We start from the raw sequence: 24,057 nt of genomic DNA on the forward strand, positions 1-24,057 counted from the left end.
GGGGACTGGCAGCAGGCCCCTATGCAAAGCCAGATCGTCACGCAGCCTAGCTGCGCGCCGGTCATCCAGCGGTGAAAGACGCCCCGGCCGGTGTTCACGCCAAGCTCGCAAACCCAGCCGTACGCGTCATTGAAGCTTCGCAGCTTCGGTCGTGGCGATCACGACCGGTCCGTTGCGGCGCGGGGTCAGGTTCGACGCCGTCCGGGGCCAAGTTTGCGCGTCAGCGTGTTGCGGCCCAGGCCCAGGCGCGCAGCCGCTTCGGTGCGGCGACCGCCGGTGTGCTCCAGCGCTGCCTCGAACAGGGCGCGTTCGAAACGCTCGCGAGCCTGTGCGTGGATGTCGTCGCTGCCGAGCGTGAGTTGCGCACGCGCCCATGCCGCAAGCCGGGTGTCCCAATCATCGTCGTCGCGGTTGCCGCTGTCCTTGCCCGGCGTGGCGGCAAGTGCCTCGTCCAGGTCGGCGCGCGCGATGGTCTCGCCCGGCGCGAGTGCGGCCAGGCGCCAGCACAGGTTTTCCAGCTGGCGCACGTTGCCGGGCCAGTCGTAGCCGAGCATGCGCTCGAGCGCCGGCTTGGCCAGTCGCTTGGCCGGCGCATCGAATCGCGCGGCGGCCGACGCCAGGAAGCGTTCGGCCAGGCGCGGGATGTCCTCGCGCCGCTCGCGCAGCGGCGGCAGGTGCAGGCGCACGACATCAAGCCGATGCAGCAGGTCGGCGCGGAAGCGGCCATCGGCCACCAGCGCTTCCAGATCCTGGTGGGTGGCGGCGATCACGCGGACATCGACGCGGATCAGCTCGCGCCCGCCGACACGAAAGAATTCGCCCTCGGCCAGCACGCGCAGCAACCGCGTCTGCAGCGGCAGCGGCATGTCGCCGATTTCGTCGAGGAACAGCGTGCCGCGATGGGCCTGTTCGAAGCGTCCGGTATGGCGGCGCTGGGCGCCGGTGAAAGCGCCGGCCTCGTGGCCGAACAGTTCGCTTTCCAGAAGCTCCGACGGGATCGCCGCGGTGTTCAGCGCGACGAAGGGGTGCTCGGCGCGCGGGGACTCGCGGTGCAGCGCGCGCGCCACCAGCTCCTTGCCGGTGCCGGTCTCGCCGGTGATCAGCACCGACAGCGGCGCCTGCGCGAGGCGGCCGATCGCGCGGAACAGCGTGCGCATCGCCGGCGTGTCGCCGATCAGCGCGTCGTCCTTGGGCAATTCGGCCTGCGCTGGCGCGGCCGCCTCGCCCACCGCGGCGAGCGTGCGCGCGGCCAGCGCCACGGCTTCATCGAGGTCGAAGGGCTTGGACAGGAACTCATGCGCGCCGCCGCGGAAGGCACCGGCGGTGCTGGCGACATCGGTGTAGGCGCTCATCACGATCACCGGGAGCTGCGGCACCTGCGCCTTGAGGCGCTCGAGCAGCACCAGGCCATCGTCGCCGGGCATGCGCACATCGGTGAACAGCAGGTCCGGTGCGCCGCGTTCGGCCAGCGCGGCCAGGGCATCGGCGGTGTTCTCGAATCCGTCGACCGTATAGCCGCCCTCGCGCAGTGCGGTGGCGAGCACGAAGCGCACGCCACGGTCGTCGTCGACCACCCAGATCCTTTTCACGCGCCCACCTCTTCCTCGATCTGCAGCGGCAACAGCAGCGTGAACACGGTGTGGCCCGGTCGCGAGCGGTAGGCCAGCGAACCGCGGTGCTCGCGCGCGACCTGTTGCGCCAGCGCCAGGCCGAGACCGCTGCCTTCGGCACGGCCGGAGACCAGTGGCAGGAACAGCTGTTCGGCCAGCTCCTCGGGAACACCGCGGCCGTCGTCGACGATCTCCAGCCGCATCGCGATCGGATGCACGGCATCGCCGATCCGCACCGCATGCTCGGCGCGCGTGCGCAGGGTGATGTTGGCGGCGCCGGCTTCGATCGCGTTGCGCACCAGGTTCCAGACCGCCTGCACCAGGCGATCGGGGTCGCCGCCGAGCTCGGGCAGGCTTGGGTCGTAGTCGCGCACCAGGCGTACGGCCCAGCCGGCGTCGCTTTCGGCCAGGCGCAGCACGCGCTCGAGCACGGCGTGGATGTTGAGCGGCGCGTGCGGACGCGGTGGCGCCGGCGTGAGCAGCTGGTCCACCAGGGCGGTCAGCCGCTCGACTTCGCTGCCGACCAGCGCCACCAGCTCGCCGGCATCGCCGCTGCTGTTGCCGGTGTCTGCATCGATGCGCCGCGCCAGCAACTGCGCCGCGCCCTTGAGGCCGGCAAGCGGATTGCGCAGTTCGTGTGCCAGTCCCTTGAGCGATGCCGACAGCGCCGACGGCAGCAGCAGTGCCGGGTCGTCGCCGGGAAACTCGTCGACCGGATGCGCTTCGAGCAGCCAGCCGCCGTCTTCGCGGCGACTGAGCCAGACATCGGCGAAGCATTCGTCACCATCGGCGAAGCGCAGCCGGCTACGGCGCAGGCGCAGGGGCGCATCGGCGGCCGCATCCAGGCGGCGCATGGCGTGGGCGAGATGGCCGTCGCCGCCGTCCAGGCCGGCCAGCGGCCAGGCCACGAGCCGGCGGGCGCTGACCCCGAGCCAGCGCGAGAAGGCGGCATTGCAGCCGACGATCGCGCCTTCCTCGTCGCTCCACGCCAGCGGCGTGGTCAGGCCGTCGAGGTCGGGCCGGTCGAGGTCGGGCCGATTGGAACCAGTCGGGGCGGGCGCGGACATTGCACCATGTTAGTGCATGAGGGCGACGTCCACGTGGGCGACTCCCCTGCGGCGGCAGGCGCTCAGGCGGTTTTGAACGCTGCCTCCACCGCGCCGATGCTGACCGGCTTTTGCAGGACGTCGTCGAAGCCGTTCTCGACCAGGGTCTCCATCTCTTCGGGCAGCACGGATGCGGTGTAGGCGACGATCCGCAGCGGCCCGCGCTGTTGCTGCCGCAAGGCTTGGCAGACCTCGCGTCCGTTCATGCCGGGCAGGCCGATGTCGAGCAGCACCGCGTCGAAGTGCTCGCGCTGGAAGCACTCCAGCGCGGAAGCGCCATTTTCGCATTCCACCGTCGTCCAGCCTGCGCGCTCGAGAATGGCGCGGGCCAGCTTCCGGTTGACCAGGTCGTCATCGACTATCAGGACGTTCGGCATGGCTTGTGCCCTCGATGGTTGCCGCTTGCGCAGCGCCGCTGGCATCGCCTGTGCCAGGCCCGCGAAGCGGGATCCAGAACGTGACCGCGGTGCCTTCGCCCTGCTCCGACACCACATCGATACCGCCGCCGTGCAGGGCGATCAGCTCCCTGGAGAACGCCAGGCCCAGTCCGGCGCCGGCCTGGGCCATGGAGGCCTCGTCGCGCCCCTCGCTGAAAGGCTCGAACAGATGGCTTTTGACTGTGTCGCTCATGCCGATGCCGGTATCGGACACGCGGACCATGGCACGGTCACCCTCGGCGTACAGGTCCAGGGCGACGCGACCGGCGTTGGTGAACTTGATGGCGTTGTGCAGCAGGTTGTTCATGACTTCGCGCATTCGCACGCCGTCGCAGATCACCTTTGCGGGAAAGCCGGCGGCAATGTCGAGGCGATACTCGAGCCCTTTGCGTGTCGCGACGATCGCGTGGGTCCTCGATACGCTCGTCGCGAGCTGGCGCAGGTCGGCTTCGCCCAGTTGCAGCTGCAGCTTTCCGTGCTTGATCTTGGTCAGGTCCAGGATCATGTTGACCAGATCCAGCAGATGGCCGGCGCTGTCGTGGATGTATTCACCGTACTGGCGCTGATCGGCTTCACCGGCGGTGGTCTTGACCAGTTCCGAGAAGCCCAGGATGCCGTTGAGCGGCGTGCGCAGGTCATGCGAGATCCTGGCCAGGAATTCGGACTTGAATTCATTGGCTTGTCGTTCGCTTGCGACCAGCCGCTGCAACGTCCGCTTCTGGCGCCTGGCCAGCACCGCCGCCAGGATGGTCAGCATGCCCACGCCCAGCGTGAACGCCGTCGTTCCAATGAGATAGATGCGCCGGTGCCGCTCGAACTCGCGCAACGCGTCCTGGCGGGAAATGCCGACGACGATGATCAGCTGGTAGTCGCCCAGGTAGCCGCCGGACCATAGCCTCGGCACGGCATCCACCGCCGGCTGCGAGATCTGCTGGATGGTGCCGTCCTTGAGCCGGTAGATGACCGGTGTCGTCGGCCAGCGGCTCGATGGGATCGGCTTGCCCCCCACCAGCACCGCCCGCACGCGTCCGTCCAGGCCGAGGATGGCGGCGATGTCGCGCGGCCCCAGTTCGACCGTTCCAAACTGGCGGGACATGGGGCCGACGTTGAGCCTGCGCAGGTTGGTGAGGAGCTGTTCCGGGCGGACGCTGACGATCACGGCACCGGACAGGGCGCCATCGGGCTGTCGGACCGGACGGCTGAACATGAGCATGTCCGGACGCCCGGCGTGAGCCAGCAGTGGCTTGGACACCTGCGGCCGGTCAACCACTTCCGCTGTCCACGGCAACACCGTCGACAGCCAGCCACGATCCATCGGGACCGTGCCCGCGACGGTCCGGTAGGCGGCATCTACTATGCCCACCGTCATGTCCTGCGGCCTGACATATCCGGCGCCTTGCAGCAGCCGGCGGATGTCGACTTCCGGTTTGCCGGCGACGTAGGCCTGCCGGATCACGCGCGCGACCCGGTCGAGATCATCCAGGCGGTGCTGGGTCTGTGCCGCAAACGAGCGGCTGAGACCATTGGCCTCGCGGTAGCCCTCGACCAGCGCGCGGCTGCGGTCCTTGGCGATCTGACCGTAGGTAACGCCCCAGGCGAAGAAGATCATCAGCGGACCGACCAGCAGCATCAGCAACGCGGGATCGATCCGGCTGGTCAGGCGCCGCAGGCGCGACTCGCGGCGTGCAGGCGACTCGGCCATGCTATTTCCACTCCACCCGCCAGCCCACGATCGCTTCGGTTTCGTCGCCCAGCGTGCGGTGTTCGATGCCGAAGGTGATGGCCTGGTGGCGCGGCAGCGGCCATACGCCGCGCACATGGGAAATGAAGTTGGACGGGTCGGTGCCGTAGCCGATGCCGCCGGTCAGTTGCAGGCGTTCGCGCTCGTAGGTCAGGTCGGCGACGTAGGCGGTCGACTTGTCCGCGAATGTCGGATCGCCGAAGTACGCGACCACGGTCGCATAGGTATGGGCCGATGTCGGCATGCTCAGGCCCAGGTGCCACAGCCGGTCGTGCGCGGGCGTGGCGCCGAACTGCTGGCGCACGCCGGCGAAGCCCTGCACGCGGCCGCCGAGCCGGTGCCCGACGTTGAGCTCGACGCGCTGTTCGTCCTGGACGCTGTCGTGTTGGCGGTACTCGTAGGCGACTTCCCAGAAGAACTGCCCGGGTACGCGCCGCATCCAGCTGACGCGGCCGGCGTTCAACGGCAGCACGGCCAGGTCCCTGGGGTCGAGCGAGATCAGCTCGCGGTCGTTGTTGACGTAGGTCGCGCGGAACACGTCACGCGCGTTGAGCGCGATTTCCAGGTCGGCGAGCAGCCGGTTGGAGTTGCCTGCCGACAGATCCTCGCGACCGGCCATCAGATCAAGCCGATAGCGCCAGCCCAGCGCAAGCTCTTCCAGGCCAGCGCGCACCTGCGGATCGTCGGGAGTTGCCGCCTGCAGCGGCTGCAGGCGCTCGCGGGCCAGGTCGTAACGCCGCTGCTGCAGGGCCACCATGGCCATTCCGGCCTGCGCTTGGCGATCGTCCGGATCGGCGGCAAGCAGGCCGCGGTAGATCGCTTCGGCCTCGTCGGGGCGGTACTGCTGGCGCGCGACCCTGGCAAGGCCGAGTTGCGCCGGGCGTGATCCCGGATCGGCCTGCAGGACCTGATCGTAGAGAACGCGCGCCTTGTCGGGGCGTTGCTGGAATTCATGCGTGACCGCCAACTCCAGCACGGGCGCCACCTCATCCGGCGCCTGCTGGTGGGCCCGAGCCAAAGCGGCGGCGGCATCGTTCAGACGCCCGTCGTCGCGCGCACGCACGCCGGTCAGCAGGTCGACGCGGTAGTCCGTAGCGGCCAGCGCGCGGCACTGGTCCAGCATCGTGTCGATCTGCGCCGTCGGTTGCGGTTGTTGCCCCATCAGTTGCTGTGCGCGGTCGAGCTCGCACTGCGCGGCAGCGGCCGCAGGCGCAGCCGCGGGAAGCAATGGCGCGGCGCCAAGTACAGCCATCAGCGGCACGATGGCGGCCCTCATGGCCAGACGCCATGACGCAGCAGGGCCAATCCCACCAGCACCGCCAGGATGGCGATCTCTGCATACAGCAGGCGTCGCTCGCGCCGGATGTCGGCCTGCAGGTCGGTGCGAAACCGGGCCGCGCGGGTATCGGGCTCGCTCATTCCAGTTGCCTCACCTTGCCGATCTTCACGGTCTTGTCCCAGCTGCGCTCCGCGCCACGCCACTCGGCGACATAGGCGGCGAACGAGACAGCGCACAACACCGGGCCATAGCCGACCACCGCCAGCAGTGGACGCACCAGCCAGGCCGGTGCACCGGCGCGTTCGAGCCGGTACAGGCCCCAGCCGGCGGCCATGCAACCGCCGACCCAGGCGTACATGAACACGATGACCAAGACGCGCCAGTCCCAGGCTTCGTGCAGCGTCGGGAACGACTGCACCAGGTGGTACGCCCGGTCCGGGAAGAGCGACAGCGCCATCAGACCCAGCGACATCAGACCGGGAAAGAGGATGCCTTCCAGCCAGGCCCGCTTCGCCGTCGCCGCATCGATCAGGCACGAGAACAGCAACACGAACAGATAGACGAAGGCGTTGATCAGCCATAGCACGTGGAAGGCCCGCCATGCCCAGCCATGATGAAGCAGCAACAGGGCCAGGCACGCGGTCATGGCCGCGAGCATCAGGATCGGCGTGAGCAGGGTCGAGAACCAGATCAGCCCGAACATCCAGCCGCCAATGCCACGGTGCGAGAACGGCCGGAACCAGGCATGGCGGAACGCCCAGGTCAGTTGCAGGTTGCCGCGCGCCCAGCGCAGGCGCTGCTTCCACAGGCTCACCAGCGCGTCGGGCTCTTCGGCCCAGACGATCGCGTTGCCGTCGAACAGCGCGCGCCGGCCACGCAGCTCGGTCAGGAACGTGGTGTAGGTGTCCTCGGCCAGCGTCGAGGTGTCGATGGCGCCGCCGATGGCGACCAGGTTCTCGCGCGAGTGCAGCTGCGCGCCGCCGGCGACGCAGGCCATCACGCCCATCACGTTCTGGGCGCGCCGCGAGGCCGCCTGCGCGGTGATGTACTCGAAGGCGATCGAGCGCGAAACGAATCCGCCAGGATCGCTGCCTTCCTTGATGTACGCCGTGACCGCGCCCACTTTCGGGTCGGCGAGGTGGCGGACCATCCTGTTCAGCGCATCTCGCGAGAACACCACGTCGGCGTCGGTGATGAGCACCGCCTCCATCCAGTCGCTGTCGAGCACGTGCGCGAGACCGAAGTTGAGCGTGTGCGCCTTGCCCTGCCCGCCCTTCTCGCGACGCAGGTGGAAGACGCTGCCGGGATAGCGCAAGGCCGCGTCACGGGCGAGCTGCGGGGTCTGGTCGGTGCTGGCGTCGTCGATCACGTAGACGCGCAACGCATCGCGCGGATAGTCCAGCGACATCATGTGCTCGATCGTGTTGGCGATCACCAGGCCTTCGTTCCAGGCCGGAATCAGCACGGCGATGCGCCGGGTTACCGGCGCGCATCTGGCGTAGTGGTTGCGCACGCCATGCACGCCCACCAGCAGGAACTGGACGAACGCCGCCAGCTGCGGCGCGGTGCCGAGGAAGACGGCGAGCACACACACCCAAACCCAGACTTCCTGCATGCGCCTAGCCTCCGGATCGCCTGCGGGCACGCATCCGGCGATGACCGTCGGGCCTGTTTACCACAACCGTCGAATGCGGCCTGCGAACGCCGCGACACGTGAAGGCAACCATCACAACGAAGCGGCTAGCGTTCCATCGCACCAGCTCCCGGATAACGAATCCATGCGCGTGTTGGTCACCGGTGCCGGTGGTCCTGCGGCGGTCAGCGTCTGGAAATCGCTGGCCGACGAGCACGAGCTGCTGCTCGCCGACATGGACCCCGATTCGCCCGGCCTGTACCTGGTGCCGGCGCAGCGCCGTTTCCTGATTCCCCGTGGCGAGTCGGCCGAACTGGTGCCGGCATTGCTCGAACTGTGCCGCGCGCAGTCGGTGGAGGTATTGATCTCCACGGTCGATGCCGAACTGGCCCCCGTGGCCGAAGCCGAGGCCTCCTTCGCTGCGATCGGCACGCGCGTGCCGTTGTCGCCGGCGCAGGTACTGCACCGCTGCCGCGACAAGTGGGCGCTGCTGTCGCACCTGTCCGGGAATCCGTTCGTCCCGTCGTGCGTGCAATTGTCGGCACGGACGTTGCCCGCCATCACCCGGTTTCCCTGCTTCGCCAAGCCTCGTGCAGGCTCAGGCTCGCGCGGTATTGCCCTGATCGAAAGCGCGCAGGACCTGGCCGAGCTGCCGCTGGACGATTCCTATCTGGTGCAGGAACTGTTGCCGGGCCCGGAGTTCTCGGTCGATGTCTATGTGAGCCAGCGCGGCGAGCTGGTCGCCGCGGTTCCGCGGGAAAGGATCCGTACCGATTCGGGCATCGCGATCACCGCACGGACCCTGCACATGCCCGAACTGATGGAGGCCGCCGCCAACATCGCCCGCACCGTGGGCATCCGTTACGTCGCCAATGTCCAGTTCAAGCAGGCCAGCGATGGCCATTACAAACTGCTGGAGATCAACCCGAGGTTCCCCGGCAGCCTGCCGTTGACGGGCGCTGCCGGAGTCGACATCCCGCGCCTGCTGATGGACGATCTGCAGGGCAAACCGTTGCCGTCCGGGCCGATGCCATTCAGGGAGATACTCATGGTCCGCTATTGGACGGAGAAGTATCTGGACCCGTCGGAATGGCAAGCGCTGTGCCGCCACTGAGTGTCCAGCTGATACGACATGGGCAAACCACCGCCAATGCCGGCCAGGTCACGGACAACCATTCCGACATCTGCCTGACTGCGCTGGGCGAGCAGCAGGCGCGCGAGGTGGTGGCGAAGATCCTGCATCCCCCGGACCTGATCGTGGTGTCGCCGTTCCGCCGCACCCTCGATACCGCCCAGCCCTTGATCCAGGCCCATCCGGCGACGGCCGTGGAGACCTGGCCGATCCAGGAGTTCTCCTATCTGGCCCCGGCGCGGGCGAACCGGACCAGCTACGCCGAACGCAAGCCGATGATCGCCGAGTACTGGCAGCGCGCCGATCCCGACCACGTGGATGGCGCTGAAGCAGAGTCGTTTGCGCAGTTCGTCGCGCGCCTGCAGGCATTTCACGAGCGGCTGTGGCAACAGGCCGGGCGCGTGGTGGTGTTCGGCCACGGCCAGTTCCTGCGTGCCTTCACCATCGGGCTGCGTGATGGCTTCTCGGCAACGTCCAAGGCCATGCTGGCGTTTCGCCAGGCCGAGATGTCGAAGCCGGTGCGCAACGGCGAGATCATCGCCGTCGCGCTGCCGCCGCCGGGCGAGGTGATCGGTGGACGCTGATGGCGACCTGGATCTGGCGTCGGCCGCGCGCCTGCTGGGAGATGCCGCGCTGGTGCCGTTGGTGGTTGACGCGTTCGCCACGTCCGCACCGCCACTGCTGGCGCAGCTCAGGCAACGCATCGTGGCGAACGACGAAGCCGAGGTGCGGCGTCACCTGCACCGGTTGACGCCAACGTTGGCGCTGCTGGCCGGCGGTGACCTTCAGGACCAGTGCGGACAGGTATTCTCGATGTGGCACGCGCCGCGGACGGCCGCGCGCGAGGCCCGCTCGCTGGCGCTGGTCGACCGCCTTGAAGCGCTCGTGCGCGAGGCCGCTCATAGCGGCGCGTCCAAGTGAAGGTTCGCCCCTGCCCTGATTCACGCCGACACCTTCACCGACCGCGCTGCCGGATCACTTCCAGCGGTTCGGCCATGACGTAGCCGGCGAACCGACCCCAGTAGCGTGCCGTTGCCACGATCAGGTCCGGGGCCAGGTACGCGCGCAGCGCCGTCTGGCTGGAGTAGGCCTCGATGGCCTGGAGCTTGCGCTGCATGTGGTCGCTGATATCGATGAACAGCCCGGGACGAAATTCCACAGTGGCCGAGGGCGGCTGGTAGCAATAGACATTGGCGATGCTGCGCGCGGCGACCATCGTGGCGCGGTAGGTGTTGCGATGGTCCTGGTGGGTGTCGTGCTGGGAATGCGTGTACAGGTCGGTCGGCTGGATCTGCGCGATCGCCTCCTCGATCAGTTCGATGCTGGCGCCGCCCTCGGGCACCATGGTGTCGTGCAGGTCGGCCAGGATCAGCCGGGCCTGCAACAGTTCGGCGGCGGCGTGCGCCTCGCGCGCGCGAATCCTGGCATCGCCGCCCTGTGCGCCATGGCTCAGGGTGAGGATCGTCACTTCGTCCTGCCTGGCCGCATGCATCGACAGCGTTCCGCCGCAGCCGATCTCGACATCGTCCGGGTGCGCGCCCACTGCCAGCACCGATCGTCGCTCCTTCTGGCGGCGCTGGCGGGTGAGCTGCGCCAGCTTGCGCACCTGCTCCAGGAACACCTCCTTGGCGAAGGGCTTGAAGAGCATGCCGTCGGCATCGTTCTGCACGGCCGTGCGCGCGTACTCGGCGTTGACCACGCCGGTCATCACCAGCACGCAGGTCCACCTGTGTGCCGCCTTGACCTCCTGGATCAGCTCCAGCCCGTTGCCGCCGGGCATCTCGATGTCGGTGATGACCAGGTCCCAGTCGCGGGTCGGGAATGCCGCCCTGCCCTGCATCGCATCGGAGGCGAGCGTCACCTGGGCCAGGTCGCCCTCCTCGAGCCATTGCCGGACGATCAGCGCGTACTCGGGGCTGTCCTCCACCACCAGGATCTGGAAGGGTCGGCTCTGGAACGGGCGGGTAATGGACGGAGGCATTTGCGCTGCCTGTGCATGGCGTTGATCGACGGCAAGCTGATCTAAAGCACGCTGATCTAAAGCACGCTGATCTACAGCACGCTGATCTACAGCACGCGCTCGAGCTTCTGCTGCAGGGCCGTCGCTTCGGCGGCGCAATCGCGAGCGGGCGCGAGGCCTTTGCTGCGTGCGTCGGAGATCTCGGCCTTCGCCGCGGCCATGTCCGCCTCGAAGGTCGGGTCGGCGTGCAGGCGGGCGACGGTGCTGGCGCCCATGAAGCGGCCTTCGAGGATGTCGCTCTGCCAGTGGACGTTGCAGACCAGGCGGCTTTCGCCGAACGAGCGGCCGCGCGCGAGCACGGCGTTGGCGTGGTCGGGGGCGAGTTCGGCGAGGATCAGGGCCCAGGCCCAGCCAATGGTGGTGTGGCCGGACGGATAGGAACCGTCCTTGCGCAGCGCGGCTTCTTCGTCTGGCGTGCAGCTGGCCTCCTTGGCCATGACGAACGGGCGGGTGCGGTTGTAGTGGTTCTTTGCCTTGTAGGTCGCCAGGCCGGCGTCGACCATGCTGCGCTGGAGCAGCATGTACAGCCGCGGCGTTGCCTGCTGCGTCAACGGGATGCCCAGCGCGCACTCGAAGGTGCCGGCCGCGTGCGGGAAATGCAGGTCGGCATCGCTGACGGCCTGCTGCCAGCGTGGCGTGCCGCGCAGGGTGATCGCTTCCTCGCGGACGGCCTGGTCATGGGCGAACGCGGCCGATCCGGCGGCCGGTGGGGCCGGCACCAGCGCCAGGCTGTCCGGGTACTGCGCCTGCTGCAGATAGCCGGCGGGAATGCCGGGGCGGATTTCCGGCACGGCAGACGGCGGCGCAGGCGCCGACTGCGCCGCTTCGGATTTCGGCGCCTGGCTGGCGCAGCCGGCAAGCAGGACGAGGGAAGCGCACAGGGCGAGGTGCAAGGCGGCGGTTCGGGGGCGCATGTCCGTGCTCGCGTGGAAACAGTCCGCAAACCTTCCCGGCGGCGCAGTGAAAACACCGTGAGAGCTTGCGCCTGGCATCCGGCCAGCTCCGTCGAAGCACAGCGGCAGGATCGGCCAGTGCTGCGCCGGCCGGACACGCTATTGTGGCGGCCCAACCCGTTGCCGGATCCCTTGATGGCCTCTCCCGTCGCCCCAGCCGCAGCACCGACCCAGCTCAAACACGCGCTGCAACCACGGCAGCTGATCATGATGGGCCTGGGCAGCGCGATCGGCGCCGGCCTGTTCCTGGGATCCGGCGTGGGCGTGCAGGCGGCCGGACCGGCGGTGCTGGTGTCGTACCTGGTCGCCGGCGCGCTGGTGATCATCGTCATGAACGCCCTGGGCGAAATGGGCGCGGCCAAGCCGTCCAGCGGTGCGTTCTCGGTGTACGCGGCCGATGCGATGGGCGCCACGGCCGGCGCGACGGTGGGCTGGTTGTGGTGGGCGCAGCTGGTGATCGTGATCGCGGCCGAATCGGTCGGCGCCGCCGGGCTGCTGGCTACCGTGTGGCCGTCGTTGTCGGTTCCGCTGGCGTCGCTGACCTTCATGCTGTTCTTCACCGCCATCAACCTGCTGGGAGTGAAGAACTTCGGTGAGTTCGAATTCTGGTTCGCGATCCTCAAGGTCGTGGCGATCGTCGCCTTCATCCTCATCGGCGTCGCGCTGCTGCTGGGCCTGCTGCCAGAGGTGGCGTCACCGGGGCTGTCGAACTTCACCGCCAATGGCGGCTTTGCGCCCAAGGGCCTCGCCGGGATCGGCGCGGCGCTGCTGGTGGTGGTGTTCGCCTTCGGCGGCACCGAGATCGTCGCCGTTGCCGCCGCCGAGACCCAGGATCCCGAGCGCAGCATCGCCCGCGCGATCCGCACGGTGGCCTGGCGCATCCTCGTGTTCTACATCGGTTCGCTGAGCGTGATCATCGCGGTGGTGCCGTGGACGAGCCCGGCGCTGTCGTCGCCGTTCGCGGCGGTGCTGGAGGCGGCGAAGATTCCCGGTGCGGCCACGGCCATCACCCTGATCGCGGTGATCGCGCTGCTGTCCGCACTCAACGCCAACCTCTATGGCGCCTCGCGCATGATCCATTCGCTGGCGCAGCGCAGTGAAGCACCGCGCTGGCTGGCGCGGGTGAGCCGCAGCCAGGTGCCGGTGGCGGCGGTGCTGTCGTGCGTGGTGTTCGGTTTCATCGCCACTGCGATGGAACTGCGCTACCCGGGCAAGGTGCTGCCGGTGCTGCTCAACGTGGTCGGCTCGACCTGCCTGCTGGTGTGGACGATTTCGCTGGTGTCGCAGTTGATCCTGCGCCGCCGCGCCGATCGCGCCGGCACGCCGCTGCCGTTCCGCATGCGCGGTTTCCCGTATTTGACGGTGATCGCGCTGGCGATCCTGGGCCTGATCTTCCTGTTGCTGCTGTCGGGCAGCGAAACGCGGATTCAGTTCCTGTCGATGCTGGCGCTTACGCTGGGGATTGCGGCGGTGAGTGAGGTTGCGCGCCGGCGACGCGGCTAGTGGTTGCAAGTCCCGGGTGCGCTGCGCTTACCCGGGCTGCGTTCGCGCAGTAGCCCGGGTAAGCGCAGCGCACCCGGGGATCACGTCAGACCCCTCTCCCTTTGCGGGAGAGGGGCGGCCGCCAGTCAGTTCTCGTAGGCCGATTCGCCGTGCGAGGTGATGTCCAGGCCTTCGCGCTCGGACTCTTCCGACACGCGCAGGCCGACCGTGTACTTCACGATCAGGAAGCTCGCCAGCGCAACCACGCCCGACAGCACCACCGTCACCAGTACGCCCTGCAGCTGGATCCAGACCTGCGAGGCGATGCTGTACTCGGGCAGCGCAGTCTCGGTAACGTAGTCCCAGATGCCCGAACCGCCCAGCGCGGGCGAGGCGAACACGCCGGTGAGGAGCGCGCCGAGGATACCGCCGATGCCGTGCACGCCGAACACATCGAGCGCGTCGTCGGCGCCGAGCAGGCGCTTGAGTCCGTTCACGCCCCACAGGCACACCGCACCAGCGAGCGCACCGATGATCAGCGCACCGCAGAGGCCGACGAATCCGGCCGCCGGCGTGATCGCCACCAGGCCCGCGACCGCACCCGACGCCGCACCCAGCATCGACGGCTTGCCCTTGCTGATCCATTCCAGAGCCGTCCAGCCAAGCACGGCGGCGGCCGTGGCCAGGAAGGTGTTGACGAAGGCCTGTGCCGCAACGGCGTTGGCTTCGAGCGCGGAACCGGCATTGAAGCCGAACCAGCCCACCCACAGGATCGATGCGCCGACCATGGTCTGGGTCAGGTTGTGCGGCTTGATCGCTTCGCGCCCGTAACCCACGCGCTTGCCGATCACGTACGCGCCGACCAGGCCGGCCACCGCGGCGTTGATGTGCACCACCGTGCCGCCGGCGAAGTCGAGCGCGCCCTTGGCGAACAGGAAGCCGGACTGGGCCAGCACGCCCGGCACGACATCATTGCCGGTGAACGCATCCGGGCCGGGGAAGAACCACACCATGTGCGCCATCGGCGTGTAGGCGAAGGTGAACCACAGCACGGTGAACAGCATCACCCCGGCGAACTTCACCCGCTCGGCGAACGCACCGACGATCAGCGCGCAGGTGATGCAGGCGAAGGCGCCCTGGAAGACGAAGAACACCAGCTCCGGGATGTAGACGCCCTTGGTGAAGGTCGCTCCCATCGCGGTCGCCGTCAGGCCCTTGGCGAGCAGGCGGTCGCCGCCGCCGATGAAGGCGTTGCCCGTGGTGAATGCCAGCGAGTAGCCATACAGCGCCCACAGCACCGCCACCAGCGAGAACACCAGCATGCACTGCATCAGCACCGACAGGACGTTCTTGCTGCGCACCAGTCCGCCGTAGAACAGCGCCAGTCCCGGCAGGGTCATGAAGATCACCAGTGCCGAACACACCAGCAACCATGCCGTGTCGCCCTTGTCGGCGACCGGCGCGGCCGCGGCCGCGGCGTCCTGTGCGAGGGCGAGTCCGGGCGTTGCCAGCATGGCCAGGGCGGCGAGCAGGCGTGGCTGGCGGAATGCAGCGACCATCCGGCTGCGTTCCATGGAGGGCAACGCCGGTCCTCCACTACCGTCATTCCCGCGAAGGCGGGGATCCAGTGCCTTTGAAGCTGTCATGTCGTCGTTCCTTTCGATGGCGTTGATGGACGAAGCGAAGTCGCTGGAGTCCCGCCTGTGCGGGAATGACGGCTCTGCCGGGTCGAGTTTGTGCGTGGTGTCCATGGGCTCACCCTCACAACGCATCGTCATCGAGCTCGCCGGTGCGGATGCGCACCGTGTGCTCCAGGGCTTGAACAAAGATCTTGCCGTCACCTACCTTGCCGGTGCGCGCGGCGGTCTGCAGGGCTTCCAGGGCTGCCTCGAGGATCGACTCGGCAACAGCGCACTCGACTTTGAGCTTGGGCAGGAAATCGACGACGTACTCGGCACCGCGGTAGAGCTCGGTGTGGCCTTTCTGCCGTCCGAATCCCTTCACTTCGGTGACGGTGATGCCGGACACGCCGACTTCGGTGAGCGCTTCGCGCACCTCGTCGAGCTTGAACGGCCGGATGATCGCGGTGATCAGTTTCATCTCGCAGCTCCGTGGGTCTGGATGGCTCGTGTGGGTTGGGTCATCGCGGGCGCGCCCTGCCTCAGAAGGTCTTGGTCAGGGTCAGCACCACGGTGTCGTCGCCGAGGTAGTTGCCGTAGCGGTTGGTGTAGAGCGCCTCCTCCGCGTCGGTGTCGAGGTAGGCCAGGGCGATGGCGAAGCCGCCGTCGAAGGACTTGGTGACGCCGAGCTTCCAGTCGACGTACTCGAAGTCTTCGTTGTTCTCGATCCACTGCTTGCCGGCGTGGGCGTTGAGCGTCCAGGTCGGGACGAACTCCCAGTTCACCGCGGCGTCGAGATAGCCGCTGCCGTCCGAATCGGCGTAGCCGAACAGATCGGTCAGGGCATAGGAGTACTTGGCGGCAAACACCCCGGCGCTGATGCCGAAGTAGAGCTCGCCGGTGTCGGGGCTGTTGAAGCCCGAGGGATAGTCGCCGGGATACCAGTAGTACAACGCGCCGACGTCGAATCCCACGGACTCGCCGAACTTGCCACGGTAGCCGCCGTAGAAGTCGAGCTCGACGCTGTTGGAAATCGAATCCGGAAAGACGTTGGTGTCCGACAACCAGCTGACGTTGCTGCCCCAGCTGCCGATGTAGAAGCCGCTGTCGGCGGCATATTCGATGCCACCCTGCAGGGCCGGTTCCTGGTTGTTCTGCGAGATGCCGCGGAAAAGGTAATCACTGGTCAGCGCCAGTGAGCCGGACGTGCCGGCGTGTGCGTTGCCCATTCCAACGCCAGCGAGCGCGATGGAGACGATGGTTGCAGCACAGGTCTTGCTTGCAGTGGTTCGAGACGACATGACGCAGGCTCCTCATAAGCGGTGGCCCCTCCCCGGTCATTGCTTCGTGCTCTTGCAACGCGGACGTTGGTGTCGTCTCCCGCGCCATCACTGGGACGCACTTCGCCTTGCGGCGGGCGCAGCCCGTCGATTTGGGTTACCTCGTGGTGGTGGAAGCAGCTGCTGACCCTCCCCTGCTTTCGCAGGGGAGGGAGCGTGTTGCGTCAGACGGTGTAGTACATCTGGTATTCGAGCGGGTGCGTGGCCGCGCGGAAGCGGGTCACTTCCTGCATCTTCAGGGCGATGTAGCCGTCGATGAAGTCGTCGGTGAACACGCCGCCGGCCTTGAGGAAGTCGCGATCCTTGTCGAGTGCTTCCAGCGCCTGGTCGAGGCTGTGGCACACGGTCGGGATGTTCTTCTCTTCTTCCGGCGGCAGGTCGTACAGGTCCTTGTCGCTCGGTGCGCCCGGGTCGATCTGGTTCTTGATGCCGTCCAGGCCGGCCATCATCAGCGCGGCGAAGGTCAGGTAGCCCGACTGGATCGGATCCGGGAAACGGATCTCGATGCGGCGCGCCTTCGGGTTGGCCACGAACGGAATGCGGCAACTGGCCGAACGGTTGCGGGCCGAGTAGGCCAGCATCACCGGGGCTTCATAGCCCGGCACCAGGCGCTTGTAGCTGTTGGTGCCGGAGTTGGTGAAGGCGTTGAGCGCTCGGGCGTGCTTGAAGATGCCGCCGATGTACCACAGCGCCATCTGCGACAGACCGCCGTAGCCGTCGCCGGTGAACAGGTTGACGCCGCCCTTGGCCAGCGACTGGTGCACGTGCATGCCGCTGCCGTTGTCGCCGACGATGGGCTTGGGCATGAAGGTCGCGGTCTTGCCGTTGCGGTGGGCGACGTTCTTGATGACGTACTTCATCGTCATCAGCTCGTCGGCCTTCTTCACCAGCGAGTTGAACTTGGTGCCGATCTCGCACTGGCCGGCGTTGGCCACTTCGTGGTGGTGCACTTCCACTTCCATGCCGACCAGTTCCAGCGTCTTGCACATCTCGGCGCGCAGGTCGTGCAGCGAGTCCAGCGGTGCGACCGGGAAGTAGCCGCCCTTCACCATCGGACGGTAGCCGGTGTTGCCACCGTCGTATTCGCGGCCGGAGTTCCAGTGCGCTTCTTCCGAGTCGATGTGGAAGAAGGTGTGGCCCATTTCATTGGCGAAGCGGACCGAGTCGAAGATGAAGAATTCCGGCTCCGGGCCGAAGAAGGCCTGGTCGGCGATGCCGCTGGACTTGAGGAAGGCTTCGGCGCGCTTGGCGACGCCGCGCGGATCGCGCGAGTAGGCCTGCATGGTCGCCGGGTCGAGGATGTCGCAGGTCAGCACCAGCGTCGGGTCGGCGGTGAACGGGTCCAGGAACGCGGTGCTGGCGTCCGGCAGCAGAACCATGTCGGACTCGTTGATGCCCTTCCAGCCGCTGATCGAGGAGCCGTCGAACATCTTGCCGTCTTCGAACAGGCCCGGCTCGACGATCGACTTGGGGAACGTCACGTGATGCTGCACGCCGCGCATGTCGACGAAGCGCAGGTCAACGAATTCGACCTTGTGGTCCTTGATCAGCTTTTCTACGTGTTCGAGCGACATGGGTACTCCGGGACAGGGGACGTGTTGGAAAGACGGACTTGGGAAAAAGTCGGCCGCGTTGGCCGCACTTGTCTAGAAGAACGCAATGAACGTGCCAACATTTCCGTGTTCGTAACTGATTGATTTTAAAGAGTGCGCTCGAAGCCTGGAGTCGGCAGCGCACCATTTTGGTGCGCGCCTGAGGCCTGATGCCTCAACCGGGTGCAAACACCGATCCGGTATGCTGCCGCGTCGCGCGAACCTCGCCACCACCCTATTCCGACCGGCCCATTGCATGACTGATCTGCTCGCCGCGCTGCTGCTCGGCATCATCGAAGGCATCACCGAGTTCCTGCCGATCTCCAGCACCGGCCATCTGCTGATCGCCGAACGCTGGCTCGGCCACCGCAGCGATCTGTTCAACATCTCGATCCAGGCCGGCGCCATCCTCGCGGTGGTGCTGATCTACCGGCAACTCCTGTGGGACCTGGCGATGGGCTTCATCGGTCGCCGCGCCAGCGCCGAGCACAGCCCGGCCGGCATGGCGCTGACCCCGGCGCAGGCGCGCGACTACGCCTTCAAGCTGGCCGCGGCATTCGGCGTGACCGCGGTGCTGGGGCTGGTCGTCAAGAAGCTCGGCTTCGAGCTGCCGGACCAGGTGACGCCGATCGCGTGGGCCTTGGTGATCGGTGGCGTGTGGATGATCGCGGCCGAACATTTCGCCGCCAAACGCGCCGCCAAGCTCGGCGAGCGCGCCGCGATCACCTGGACGGTGGCGATCCTGGTCGGCATCGCCCAGGTCGTGGCCGGTGTGTTCCCGGGCACGTCGCGCTCAGCGGCGACGATCTTCGTCGCGCTGCTGGCCGGTACGACCTCGCGCGCAGCGGCCACCGAGTTCGCGTTCCTGGTCGGCATCCCGACCATGTTCGCGGCGACCGCCTATGAGCTGATGCACGTGCTGGGCAACGGCGAAGCCGCGAACGAAGACTGGACGGCGCTTGCGGTAGCATTTGTCGCCTCGGCGATCACTGCGTTCGTGGCGGTGAAGTGGCTGCTGCACTACATCCAGAGCCATCGTTTCACCGCGTTCGCGATCTATCGCTTCGTGCTGGGCGCGGCGCTGCTGTTGCTGGTGCCGAGCGGTAGCTGAACCGGCGCTGGCGCGCGCTGGCGCGCCTTCACCCCGTTTTAGGCAGCACTGCGTTCCCATTGGCACCCGCAATGGAGACCGCAATGAATCCGGCACAAAAGAATTTCGCCCCGCTCGCCCTCACCCTGGCACTGACGCTGGCCCTCGCCGCCTGCGCCAAGGCGCCGGCACCGCCAGATGCGACGGCTCCGTCCGCGACGCCGGCTCCGGTGGCGGCCACGGCCACCGCGCTCGACGCCGCCGAACTCGGCCGCCAGCACTGGAAGCTCGAGCGGGCGGTCGATGCCAAGGGCCAGCGCATCGACGCGCTGTTCGCCCGCAGTGACAAGCCGCTGCAACTGGATTTCCGCGACGGCCGCGTCAGTGTCGGCAATGCCTGCAATCGCATGGGCGGGGGCTACACGCTCACCGGCGACCGCCTGCAGGTGGCGCGCATGGCCGCGACACTGATGGCCTGCACCGATCCCAAACTGATGGCGCTCGACCAGGCCATCGGTCAGCGTCTCGAGGTGCCGCAGACGGTCGCGCTGCGCAACGAGAGCGAGCTGACGCTGACGTCCGCCGATGGCGATGTGCTGACGTTCCGCGGCGAACCCACGGCCGAAACCCGTTACGGCGCGCCAGGCGAGACGGCCTTCCTGGAAGTCGCCGCACAGACCAAGCCGTGCAGCCACCCGCTGATCCCGGACATGCAGTGCCTGCAGGTGCGCGAACTGCACTATGACGATCGCGGCATCAAGACCGGCACGCCCGGCGAATGGCAGGCGCTGTACCAGGACATCGAGGGTTACGAGCACACCGATGGCGTGCGCAACGTCGTGCGGGTGAAGCGTTACACGGTCAAGAACCCGCCGGCCGACGGCTCCTCGATTGCCTACGTGCTCGACATGGTGGTCGAGTCGGAGAACGTTGCGGCCGCGCGCAAATAAGGCGCGGGGCGGCAACTTCGCCGCTGGTCAGGCCGGCACGCGTGAGGGCTTGCCGGCCTTGATCGCATACATCGCCGCGTCGGCCTGGACCAGCAGCTCGGACAGGGTGGCGCCGGGCGTATCCGCCGGATCGATCACGCCGACGCTCAGCGACAGCACATAGGGCTGGTTGGCGTGCAGTGCCGCCAACTGCTTCAGCCCGGCTTCGACGCGACGGCGCACGGTGGCCTCGTCGATGGGGTCGAGCGCGAGCACGGCGAACTCGTCGCCACCCCAGCGTGCGAGCACGTCGGCCTCGCTGAACACCACGCGCATCAGCTCCGCGGCCTGGCGGATCATCACGTCACCGGCGGCATGGCCGTGGCGGTCGTTGACCTGCTTGAGGCCGTCCAGGTCGATGAAGATCAGCCGGCATGGCTGGTGCAGGCGCCGCACCACTTCCAGCTCCTGCGTCGCCAGCACCTGGAAGCCGCGGCGGTTGTGCAGGCCGGTGAGTTCGTCGGTCAGCGACAGCAGGCGCACTTCACGCTCGGCGCGTTCGCGTTCGAGCATTTCCTCGCGCAGCAGCTGGTTGGTGCGCGCCAGCTCCTCGGTGCGGTCGAGCACGCGCTGTTCCAGTTCGGCATGCATCTGGATGTTCTCCAGCGCGACCGAGGTGGCATTGGCCAGGGTCTGCAGCAGGTGCGTCTCGTCCGCGCTGGGGGTGTGGTGCTGCGCCCAGTAGCTGCCGATCGCACCGATGGGTTCGATCGTGCGGATCGGCGTCATCAGCAGACTGCGCACGAAGGTCGGGCGATAGGCCGCATGCGGGATGCGCTCGTCGGCGTAGATGTCCTCGATCGCCACCGCGGTGCGGTTGAGCATGCACCAGCCACTGATGCACTGGCTCAGCGGGAATCGCTGGCCTTTCCACAACGGCGAGATCGCGTCTTCATCGAAGTAGTAGCACTGGCCGGCATCGCGCAGCACCAGCGAGGCGCCGTCGGAACCGGCCAGCTTGCGCGCGGCACCGCGCACGATCGCGGCGACGCTGTCGAGGTCGCGTGCCAGCGACAGCTGCTGCACGGCCTCGACCAGCGATTCGAGTTTTTCCTGGTATTGCATCGCAACTCCCCCGTGCGACGGCAGTTGCCCGCGACCGCGGGCGAGGAGTCAGTCCATGACGTTCAGTCTTTGACGCTTGGGTTGAGCGAGTACGTGCCGTAGATCGCCACTTCATCGAGGACGTGGCCGTGCATGGCCTTGAGCACCTGGGTGGCGGTGAAGCGGTCCGGTACCGGCAGGTGATCGATGTCGAGGGCGAACAGACGGAAGAAATAGCGGTGCAGGCGCAGGTCGTTCGGCGGCGGGAACGGGCCGTCGTAGCCGAACCAGTCGCCGCCCAGCGATGCGTCCTCGGCGAACCAGCCGGTGTAGTCGTTCATGCCCTGGCGCGCCCCGGCCGGTCCGGCCGGATGCGTCTTGCCGTGCGGCACGACACCATCGCTGCAGCTGCCGGCGACGATCTGGCTGACGCTGGTCGGGATGTCGACCATCGCCCAATGCACGAAATCGCCGCGCGGCTGCTCGGACGGAATCAGCACGCCGGGCTTGCCGACCATCTCAGGCTCGGTCGGCACATCCGGATCGATGCACAGCAGCACGAAGGATTGCGTCCCCACCGGGGCATCGCCCCACGCCAGGTGCGGGTTGCGGTTGGGCGCGAAGCCGAAACCGTCGGCCGTGGCCTGGCCGGCGGCGAATTCGGCCGGAATGCGCTGGCGGTGCTCGAAGCTGTCACTGCGGATGTACATGGATCGACCCTCCTTGCCGGACCGGTCGGGGCCCGGGTGCAATGTCCGCGCAGGCTACGCGAGAGCCGCGCCGGACCGCCACTGCAGTCCGGCCGACTGCCTTTACTCCGCCGGCTGCCCTTACTCCGGGTAGCCCAGGCGCTGCGCCACCGGGGTGAGCAGGGCGAACTCCTCGGCCAGCGCCTCGCGGTAGTGGCGCCAGTGTCCGGCGCCGAAGTGCATCGGCCCCATCCGCTCGCGCGGCGCGATCGGTACGCGGGTGCCCAGTGCATCGGCCAGCGCCTGGGCGATGCCGGTGGCGTCCTCGCCGATGTCGTCCATCCGGATCAGGCGGTGCGGGAACAGGTCCTGCTCGTGCAGGTCGGCGATCTGCGCCAGCGTCGCCGCCAGCCAGCGTGCGCCGTCCCTCGGCGAAGACAGGGACAGCGGCACCGGGCCGCCGAAGGCGAGCCAGTCGAGCAGCATGTCGCGCGGGTCGCGCACGGCGACCATCAGCATCGCCTCGGGCAGGTGCGGGCGAAGGCCCAGCAGCAGCGCGTTGTCCCACCACAGCAGCCAGTCGAAGACGTTGCCGTCCTGGATGCCGCGCGTCGGCAGCGCGGCGCGCCACAGGCTGACCATGTAGGCCGGATCGAGCGAGCCGTCGTGCAGGCCGGCCACGGTGTTGTAGCGCTGCAGCGGATCGTTCGGCGGCTGCGCGGCGAAACGGTCGACGCGCAACGGGCCGCCGGCGAGCTGGAAGGTCAGGGCGATGCGCTCGACCAGCGAGCCAGGCGCACCCCACAGCAGCAGCACGGCCGGCGCCTGTTCCGGCACCGGTGCCAGGGCGGGCCATTCGGTGATGGCCGGGCCTGGTTGCGGCAGCGGCAGGCGCTCGGCGACGGCTTCGGTGTGCAGTTCGGCCCAGGTGGCGGCGGCCGCAGCCGCCTGGCCGGCGGCGTCGAAGCAGCGACCCAGCAGCTGGCGCAGGCTGCGCTTGACCGCCGGGTCGGGCGCCTGCGCGAGCAGGCCTTCCACGCGCAGCACGGCGGCGTCGGGGTCGCGACTGAGCAGTTCATCGACGATGCGCATTTCGGCCAGGGTGTGGCCCGGCTGCAGTTCGGTGATGCGCTGGGCGGTGGCGAAGGCCAGGTCGCGTTCGCCGGACTGGTCGTACAGCGTCGACTGGGCTTCCAGTGCCGGGACGTAATCGGGCATCGCCGCGCGCCAGCGCGCGATCACTTCGCGTGCCTGCTCACCGGCGAATTCCTCGAACAGCAGGCGTCCGCGCCACAGGTCGGGCGCCTGCGGATGTTCGAGCAGGACCGTGTCGAGCGTGCTGCGGGCTTCGTCCTGCAGTTCCAGGCGGCGCCAGGCCTCGAGAACCGCCAACAGCGCGCGGCGGTCGAGCGGCTGGGCCAGGAACGCCTGGCGCAGCAGCGTCAGCGCGCGGTCGTTGCGGCCGGCGTCGAGCTCGAGCTCGCCGACCAGGCGCTGCATGCCCGGGGTGGCGCCGTCGCCTTCGAGCAGCGGGGCGAGTTCGTCGGCGGCTTCGGCCGGGCGCGATTGGCGACGCAGCAGGTCGGCGACCAGCATGCGCAGCGGGCGCGAGGTCGGCTCGGATTCGAGCAGGGTGCGGAAAGCCTGCTCGGCGAAGGCGAAATGCCCCTTGCCCAGATAGGCGAAGCCGAGCGCATGGCGCAGCTGCGCGTCGCCGGGGGTGCGCTCGGAAGCGCTGCTGAGGATCGCCAGGGCGCGATCGGCTTCGCCGCGGCGCAGCGCCAGCGTGCCTTCGATGGCGGCCACGTGCGGATGCTCGGGCGCGATGCGGGCGGCGGTGCGGCCCAGGCGCTCGGCCTCGGTGAGGTCGCCGCGGGCGATCGCGAGGTGGGCCTGCATGATGTAGGCGGGGAACTGGTTCGGGTCCAGGCCGGTGGTGCGGGCCAGGGCGGCCTCCGCCTCGCCGATCTGGCGCTCGCCCAGCAGCATGCCGGCGTGCTCCAGGTGCAGGTTGGCGTCGTCCGGGGCCAGTTCGATGGCCTGGCCGATGGCAGCCAGCGCAGCCTCGCGGTCGCCGCCCAGGCGCAGGGCCGCGGCCAGCAGGCGGTGCGCGTTGGCGTCCTGCGGCTGCGCGGCGATGGCCTCGCGCGCTGCGGTGAGCGCTTCGCTGGCCGCGCCGCGGCGCAGGGCGTCAATGATCGGTTCGTACATGGACTGCTCGATGATTCAGGCGAAACCGCGATTGTAGCGGCTGCCGACCCCCGGCCCGGCTTGCCGCAGGCGGTTTTTCAGGGCCTGTGG

General features: G+C 68.1%; 21 protein-coding genes and 1 pseudogene. 6 read left to right on the forward strand and 16 right to left on the reverse strand.

The window, feature by feature from the left end; all coding sequences use genetic code 11:
• Window positions 1-185: 185 nt before the first annotated feature.
• The 7 genes from ntrC to MNR01_RS10310 form a co-directional block, all read right to left on the reverse strand.
• On the reverse strand, window positions 186-1,589 hold the full coding sequence (gene ntrC / locus MNR01_RS10280; RefSeq protein WP_241917718.1) for a nitrogen regulation protein NR(I): 1,404 nt from the start codon (window positions 1,587-1,589) through the stop codon (window positions 186-188).
• A complete protein-coding gene (locus tag MNR01_RS10285; protein ID WP_241917719.1) occupies window positions 1,586-2,677 on the reverse strand; it encodes an ATP-binding protein in 1,092 nt (363 codons plus the stop codon). The genes ntrC and MNR01_RS10285 overlap by 4 nt, the downstream gene beginning before the upstream one ends.
• A gap of 62 nt (window positions 2,678-2,739) precedes the next feature.
• Complete coding sequence (locus MNR01_RS10290) at window positions 2,740-3,093, reverse strand: response regulator (protein WP_241917720.1); 354 nt, start codon at window positions 3,091-3,093, stop codon at window positions 2,740-2,742.
• On the reverse strand, window positions 3,068-4,855 hold the full coding sequence (locus MNR01_RS10295) for an ATP-binding protein (RefSeq protein WP_241917721.1): 1,788 nt from the start codon (window positions 4,853-4,855) through the stop codon (window positions 3,068-3,070). The genes MNR01_RS10290 and MNR01_RS10295 overlap by 26 nt, the downstream gene beginning before the upstream one ends.
• A gap of 1 nt (window position 4,856) precedes the next feature.
• Window positions 4,857-6,170, reverse strand: coding sequence for a tetratricopeptide repeat protein (locus tag MNR01_RS10300; protein ID WP_241917722.1), 1,314 nt, complete (start codon window positions 6,168-6,170; stop codon window positions 4,857-4,859).
• Window positions 6,167-6,313, reverse strand: a complete 147-nt coding sequence (locus MNR01_RS10305) for a hypothetical protein (protein ID WP_241917723.1) — start codon at window positions 6,311-6,313, stop codon at window positions 6,167-6,169. Before MNR01_RS10305 ends, MNR01_RS10300 begins: the two co-directional genes overlap by 4 nt.
• Window positions 6,310-7,788, reverse strand: a complete 1,479-nt coding sequence (locus MNR01_RS10310) for a glycosyltransferase (RefSeq protein WP_241917724.1) — start codon at window positions 7,786-7,788, stop codon at window positions 6,310-6,312. The genes MNR01_RS10305 and MNR01_RS10310 overlap by 4 nt, the downstream gene beginning before the upstream one ends.
• A gap of 163 nt (window positions 7,789-7,951) precedes the next feature.
• On the opposite strand from MNR01_RS10310, the gene MNR01_RS10315 reads away from it, so the two are divergent.
• Genes MNR01_RS10315 through MNR01_RS10325 form a run of 3 tightly spaced genes read left to right on the forward strand, consistent with a single transcriptional unit; the run spans window position 7,952 to window position 9,859 of the window.
• A complete protein-coding gene (locus MNR01_RS10315) occupies window positions 7,952-8,920 on the forward strand; it encodes an ATP-grasp domain-containing protein (protein ID WP_241917725.1) in 969 nt (322 codons plus the stop codon).
• Complete coding sequence (locus MNR01_RS10320) at window positions 8,896-9,522, forward strand: phosphoglycerate mutase family protein (RefSeq protein ID WP_241917726.1); 627 nt, start codon at window positions 8,896-8,898, stop codon at window positions 9,520-9,522. Before MNR01_RS10315 ends, MNR01_RS10320 begins: the two co-directional genes overlap by 25 nt.
• Window positions 9,512-9,859 carry a hypothetical protein gene (locus MNR01_RS10325; protein ID WP_241917727.1) on the forward strand — a complete coding sequence of 116 codons (348 nt, stop codon included), beginning with the start codon at window positions 9,512-9,514 and terminating at the stop codon, window positions 9,857-9,859. Before MNR01_RS10320 ends, MNR01_RS10325 begins: the two co-directional genes overlap by 11 nt.
• A gap of 34 nt (window positions 9,860-9,893) precedes the next feature.
• On the opposite strand, the gene MNR01_RS10330 is transcribed toward MNR01_RS10325, so the two are convergent.
• Together MNR01_RS10330 and MNR01_RS10335 are read right to left on the reverse strand one after the other, a co-directional pair.
• Window positions 9,894-10,919, reverse strand: a complete 1,026-nt coding sequence (locus MNR01_RS10330) for a PIG-L family deacetylase (protein WP_241917728.1) — start codon at window positions 10,917-10,919, stop codon at window positions 9,894-9,896.
• An 86-nt stretch (window positions 10,920-11,005) separates the two neighbouring features.
• Window positions 11,006-11,872 (reverse strand): phosphatase PAP2 family protein, encoded by an 867-nt coding sequence (locus MNR01_RS10335; protein ID WP_241917729.1) that lies wholly within the window; start codon window positions 11,870-11,872, stop codon window positions 11,006-11,008.
• A gap of 174 nt (window positions 11,873-12,046) precedes the next feature.
• Between MNR01_RS10335 and MNR01_RS10340 the strand changes: the two genes are divergently transcribed.
• Window positions 12,047-13,414 carry an amino acid permease gene (locus MNR01_RS10340; RefSeq protein ID WP_241917730.1) on the forward strand — a complete coding sequence of 456 codons (1,368 nt, stop codon included), beginning with the start codon at window positions 12,047-12,049 and terminating at the stop codon, window positions 13,412-13,414.
• Window positions 13,415-13,539: 125 nt separating this feature from the next.
• Here the strand turns inward: MNR01_RS10340 and amt are convergent.
• From amt to glnA, 4 genes and pseudogenes are all read right to left on the reverse strand, one after another.
• A pseudogene (gene amt, locus MNR01_RS10345) lies at window positions 13,540-14,871 on the reverse strand (ammonium transporter); the annotation flags it as partial.
• Between the two features lie 283 nt (window positions 14,872-15,154).
• The gene (locus MNR01_RS10350) at window positions 15,155-15,493 is read right to left on the reverse strand and encodes a P-II family nitrogen regulator (protein ID WP_241917731.1); all 339 of its coding nucleotides are present in this window, start codon (window positions 15,491-15,493) and stop codon (window positions 15,155-15,157) included.
• A gap of 61 nt (window positions 15,494-15,554) precedes the next feature.
• Window positions 15,555-16,313 carry a TorF family putative porin gene (locus MNR01_RS10355; RefSeq protein WP_241917732.1) on the reverse strand — a complete coding sequence of 253 codons (759 nt, stop codon included), beginning with the start codon at window positions 16,311-16,313 and terminating at the stop codon, window positions 15,555-15,557.
• A gap of 203 nt (window positions 16,314-16,516) precedes the next feature.
• Window positions 16,517-17,926, reverse strand: coding sequence for a type I glutamate--ammonia ligase (gene glnA / locus MNR01_RS10360; protein ID WP_241917733.1), 1,410 nt, complete (start codon window positions 17,924-17,926; stop codon window positions 16,517-16,519).
• Between the two features lie 274 nt (window positions 17,927-18,200).
• Here glnA and MNR01_RS10365 point away from each other — a divergent pair, with 274 nt between their 5' ends.
• Together MNR01_RS10365 and MNR01_RS10370 are read left to right on the forward strand one after the other, a co-directional pair.
• Window positions 18,201-19,055, forward strand: coding sequence for an undecaprenyl-diphosphate phosphatase (locus MNR01_RS10365; RefSeq protein WP_241917734.1), 855 nt, complete (start codon window positions 18,201-18,203; stop codon window positions 19,053-19,055).
• A gap of 83 nt (window positions 19,056-19,138) precedes the next feature.
• Window positions 19,139-19,984 (forward strand): META and DUF4377 domain-containing protein, encoded by an 846-nt coding sequence (locus tag MNR01_RS10370; protein ID WP_241917735.1) that lies wholly within the window; start codon window positions 19,139-19,141, stop codon window positions 19,982-19,984.
• A gap of 27 nt (window positions 19,985-20,011) precedes the next feature.
• Here MNR01_RS10370 and MNR01_RS10375 read toward each other — a convergent pair whose 3' ends face one another.
• From MNR01_RS10375 to MNR01_RS10385, 3 genes are all read right to left on the reverse strand, one after another.
• Window positions 20,012-21,088 (reverse strand): sensor domain-containing diguanylate cyclase, encoded by a 1,077-nt coding sequence (locus tag MNR01_RS10375; protein ID WP_241917736.1) that lies wholly within the window; start codon window positions 21,086-21,088, stop codon window positions 20,012-20,014.
• 62 nt (window positions 21,089-21,150) lie between these two features.
• Window positions 21,151-21,777 (reverse strand): YbhB/YbcL family Raf kinase inhibitor-like protein, encoded by a 627-nt coding sequence (locus tag MNR01_RS10380; RefSeq protein WP_241917737.1) that lies wholly within the window; start codon window positions 21,775-21,777, stop codon window positions 21,151-21,153.
• A 120-nt stretch (window positions 21,778-21,897) separates the two neighbouring features.
• The gene (locus MNR01_RS10385; protein WP_241917738.1) at window positions 21,898-23,967 is read right to left on the reverse strand and encodes a tetratricopeptide repeat protein; all 2,070 of its coding nucleotides are present in this window, start codon (window positions 23,965-23,967) and stop codon (window positions 21,898-21,900) included.
• Window positions 23,968-24,057 lie beyond the last annotated feature (90 nt).

The sequence above is a fragment of the Lysobacter sp. S4-A87 genome (assembly GCF_022637455.1).
In the GTDB taxonomy this organism is placed as follows: Bacteria; Pseudomonadota; Gammaproteobacteria; order Xanthomonadales; family Xanthomonadaceae; genus Lysobacter_J.

Coding starts and splice junctions, on each gene's coding strand:
- MNR01_RS10300 (WP_241917722.1), bottom strand. CDS start 6,170: ATGAGGGCCGCCATCGTGCCGCTGATGGCTGTACTTGGCGCCGCGCCA.
- glnA (WP_241917733.1), bottom strand. CDS start 17,926: ATGTCGCTCGAACACGTAGAAAAGCTGATCAAGGACCACAAGGTCGAA.
- MNR01_RS10365 (WP_241917734.1), top strand. CDS start 18,201: ATGACTGATCTGCTCGCCGCGCTGCTGCTCGGCATCATCGAAGGCATC.
- MNR01_RS10385 (WP_241917738.1), bottom strand. CDS start 23,967: ATGTACGAACCGATCATTGACGCCCTGCGCCGCGGCGCGGCCAGCGAA.
- MNR01_RS10305 (WP_241917723.1), bottom strand. CDS start 6,313: ATGAGCGAGCCCGATACCCGCGCGGCCCGGTTTCGCACCGACCTGCAG.
- MNR01_RS10375 (WP_241917736.1), bottom strand. CDS start 21,088: ATGCAATACCAGGAAAAACTCGAATCGCTGGTCGAGGCCGTGCAGCAG.
- MNR01_RS10335 (WP_241917729.1), bottom strand. CDS start 11,872: ATGCGCCCCCGAACCGCCGCCTTGCACCTCGCCCTGTGCGCTTCCCTC.
- MNR01_RS10350 (WP_241917731.1), bottom strand. CDS start 15,493: ATGAAACTGATCACCGCGATCATCCGGCCGTTCAAGCTCGACGAGGTG.
- MNR01_RS10290 (WP_241917720.1), bottom strand. CDS start 3,093: ATGCCGAACGTCCTGATAGTCGATGACGACCTGGTCAACCGGAAGCTG.
- MNR01_RS10380 (WP_241917737.1), bottom strand. CDS start 21,777: ATGTACATCCGCAGTGACAGCTTCGAGCACCGCCAGCGCATTCCGGCC.
- MNR01_RS10330 (WP_241917728.1), bottom strand. CDS start 10,919: ATGCCTCCGTCCATTACCCGCCCGTTCCAGAGCCGACCCTTCCAGATC.
- MNR01_RS10320 (WP_241917726.1), top strand. CDS start 8,896: ATGGCAAGCGCTGTGCCGCCACTGAGTGTCCAGCTGATACGACATGGG.
- MNR01_RS10285 (WP_241917719.1), bottom strand. CDS start 2,677: ATGTCCGCGCCCGCCCCGACTGGTTCCAATCGGCCCGACCTCGACCGG.
- MNR01_RS10310 (WP_241917724.1), bottom strand. CDS start 7,788: ATGCAGGAAGTCTGGGTTTGGGTGTGTGTGCTCGCCGTCTTCCTCGGC.
- MNR01_RS10340 (WP_241917730.1), top strand. CDS start 12,047: ATGGCCTCTCCCGTCGCCCCAGCCGCAGCACCGACCCAGCTCAAACAC.
- MNR01_RS10355 (WP_241917732.1), bottom strand. CDS start 16,313: ATGTCGTCTCGAACCACTGCAAGCAAGACCTGTGCTGCAACCATCGTC.
- MNR01_RS10315 (WP_241917725.1), top strand. CDS start 7,952: ATGCGCGTGTTGGTCACCGGTGCCGGTGGTCCTGCGGCGGTCAGCGTC.
- MNR01_RS10370 (WP_241917735.1), top strand. CDS start 19,139: ATGAATCCGGCACAAAAGAATTTCGCCCCGCTCGCCCTCACCCTGGCA.
- MNR01_RS10295 (WP_241917721.1), bottom strand. CDS start 4,855: ATGGCCGAGTCGCCTGCACGCCGCGAGTCGCGCCTGCGGCGCCTGACC.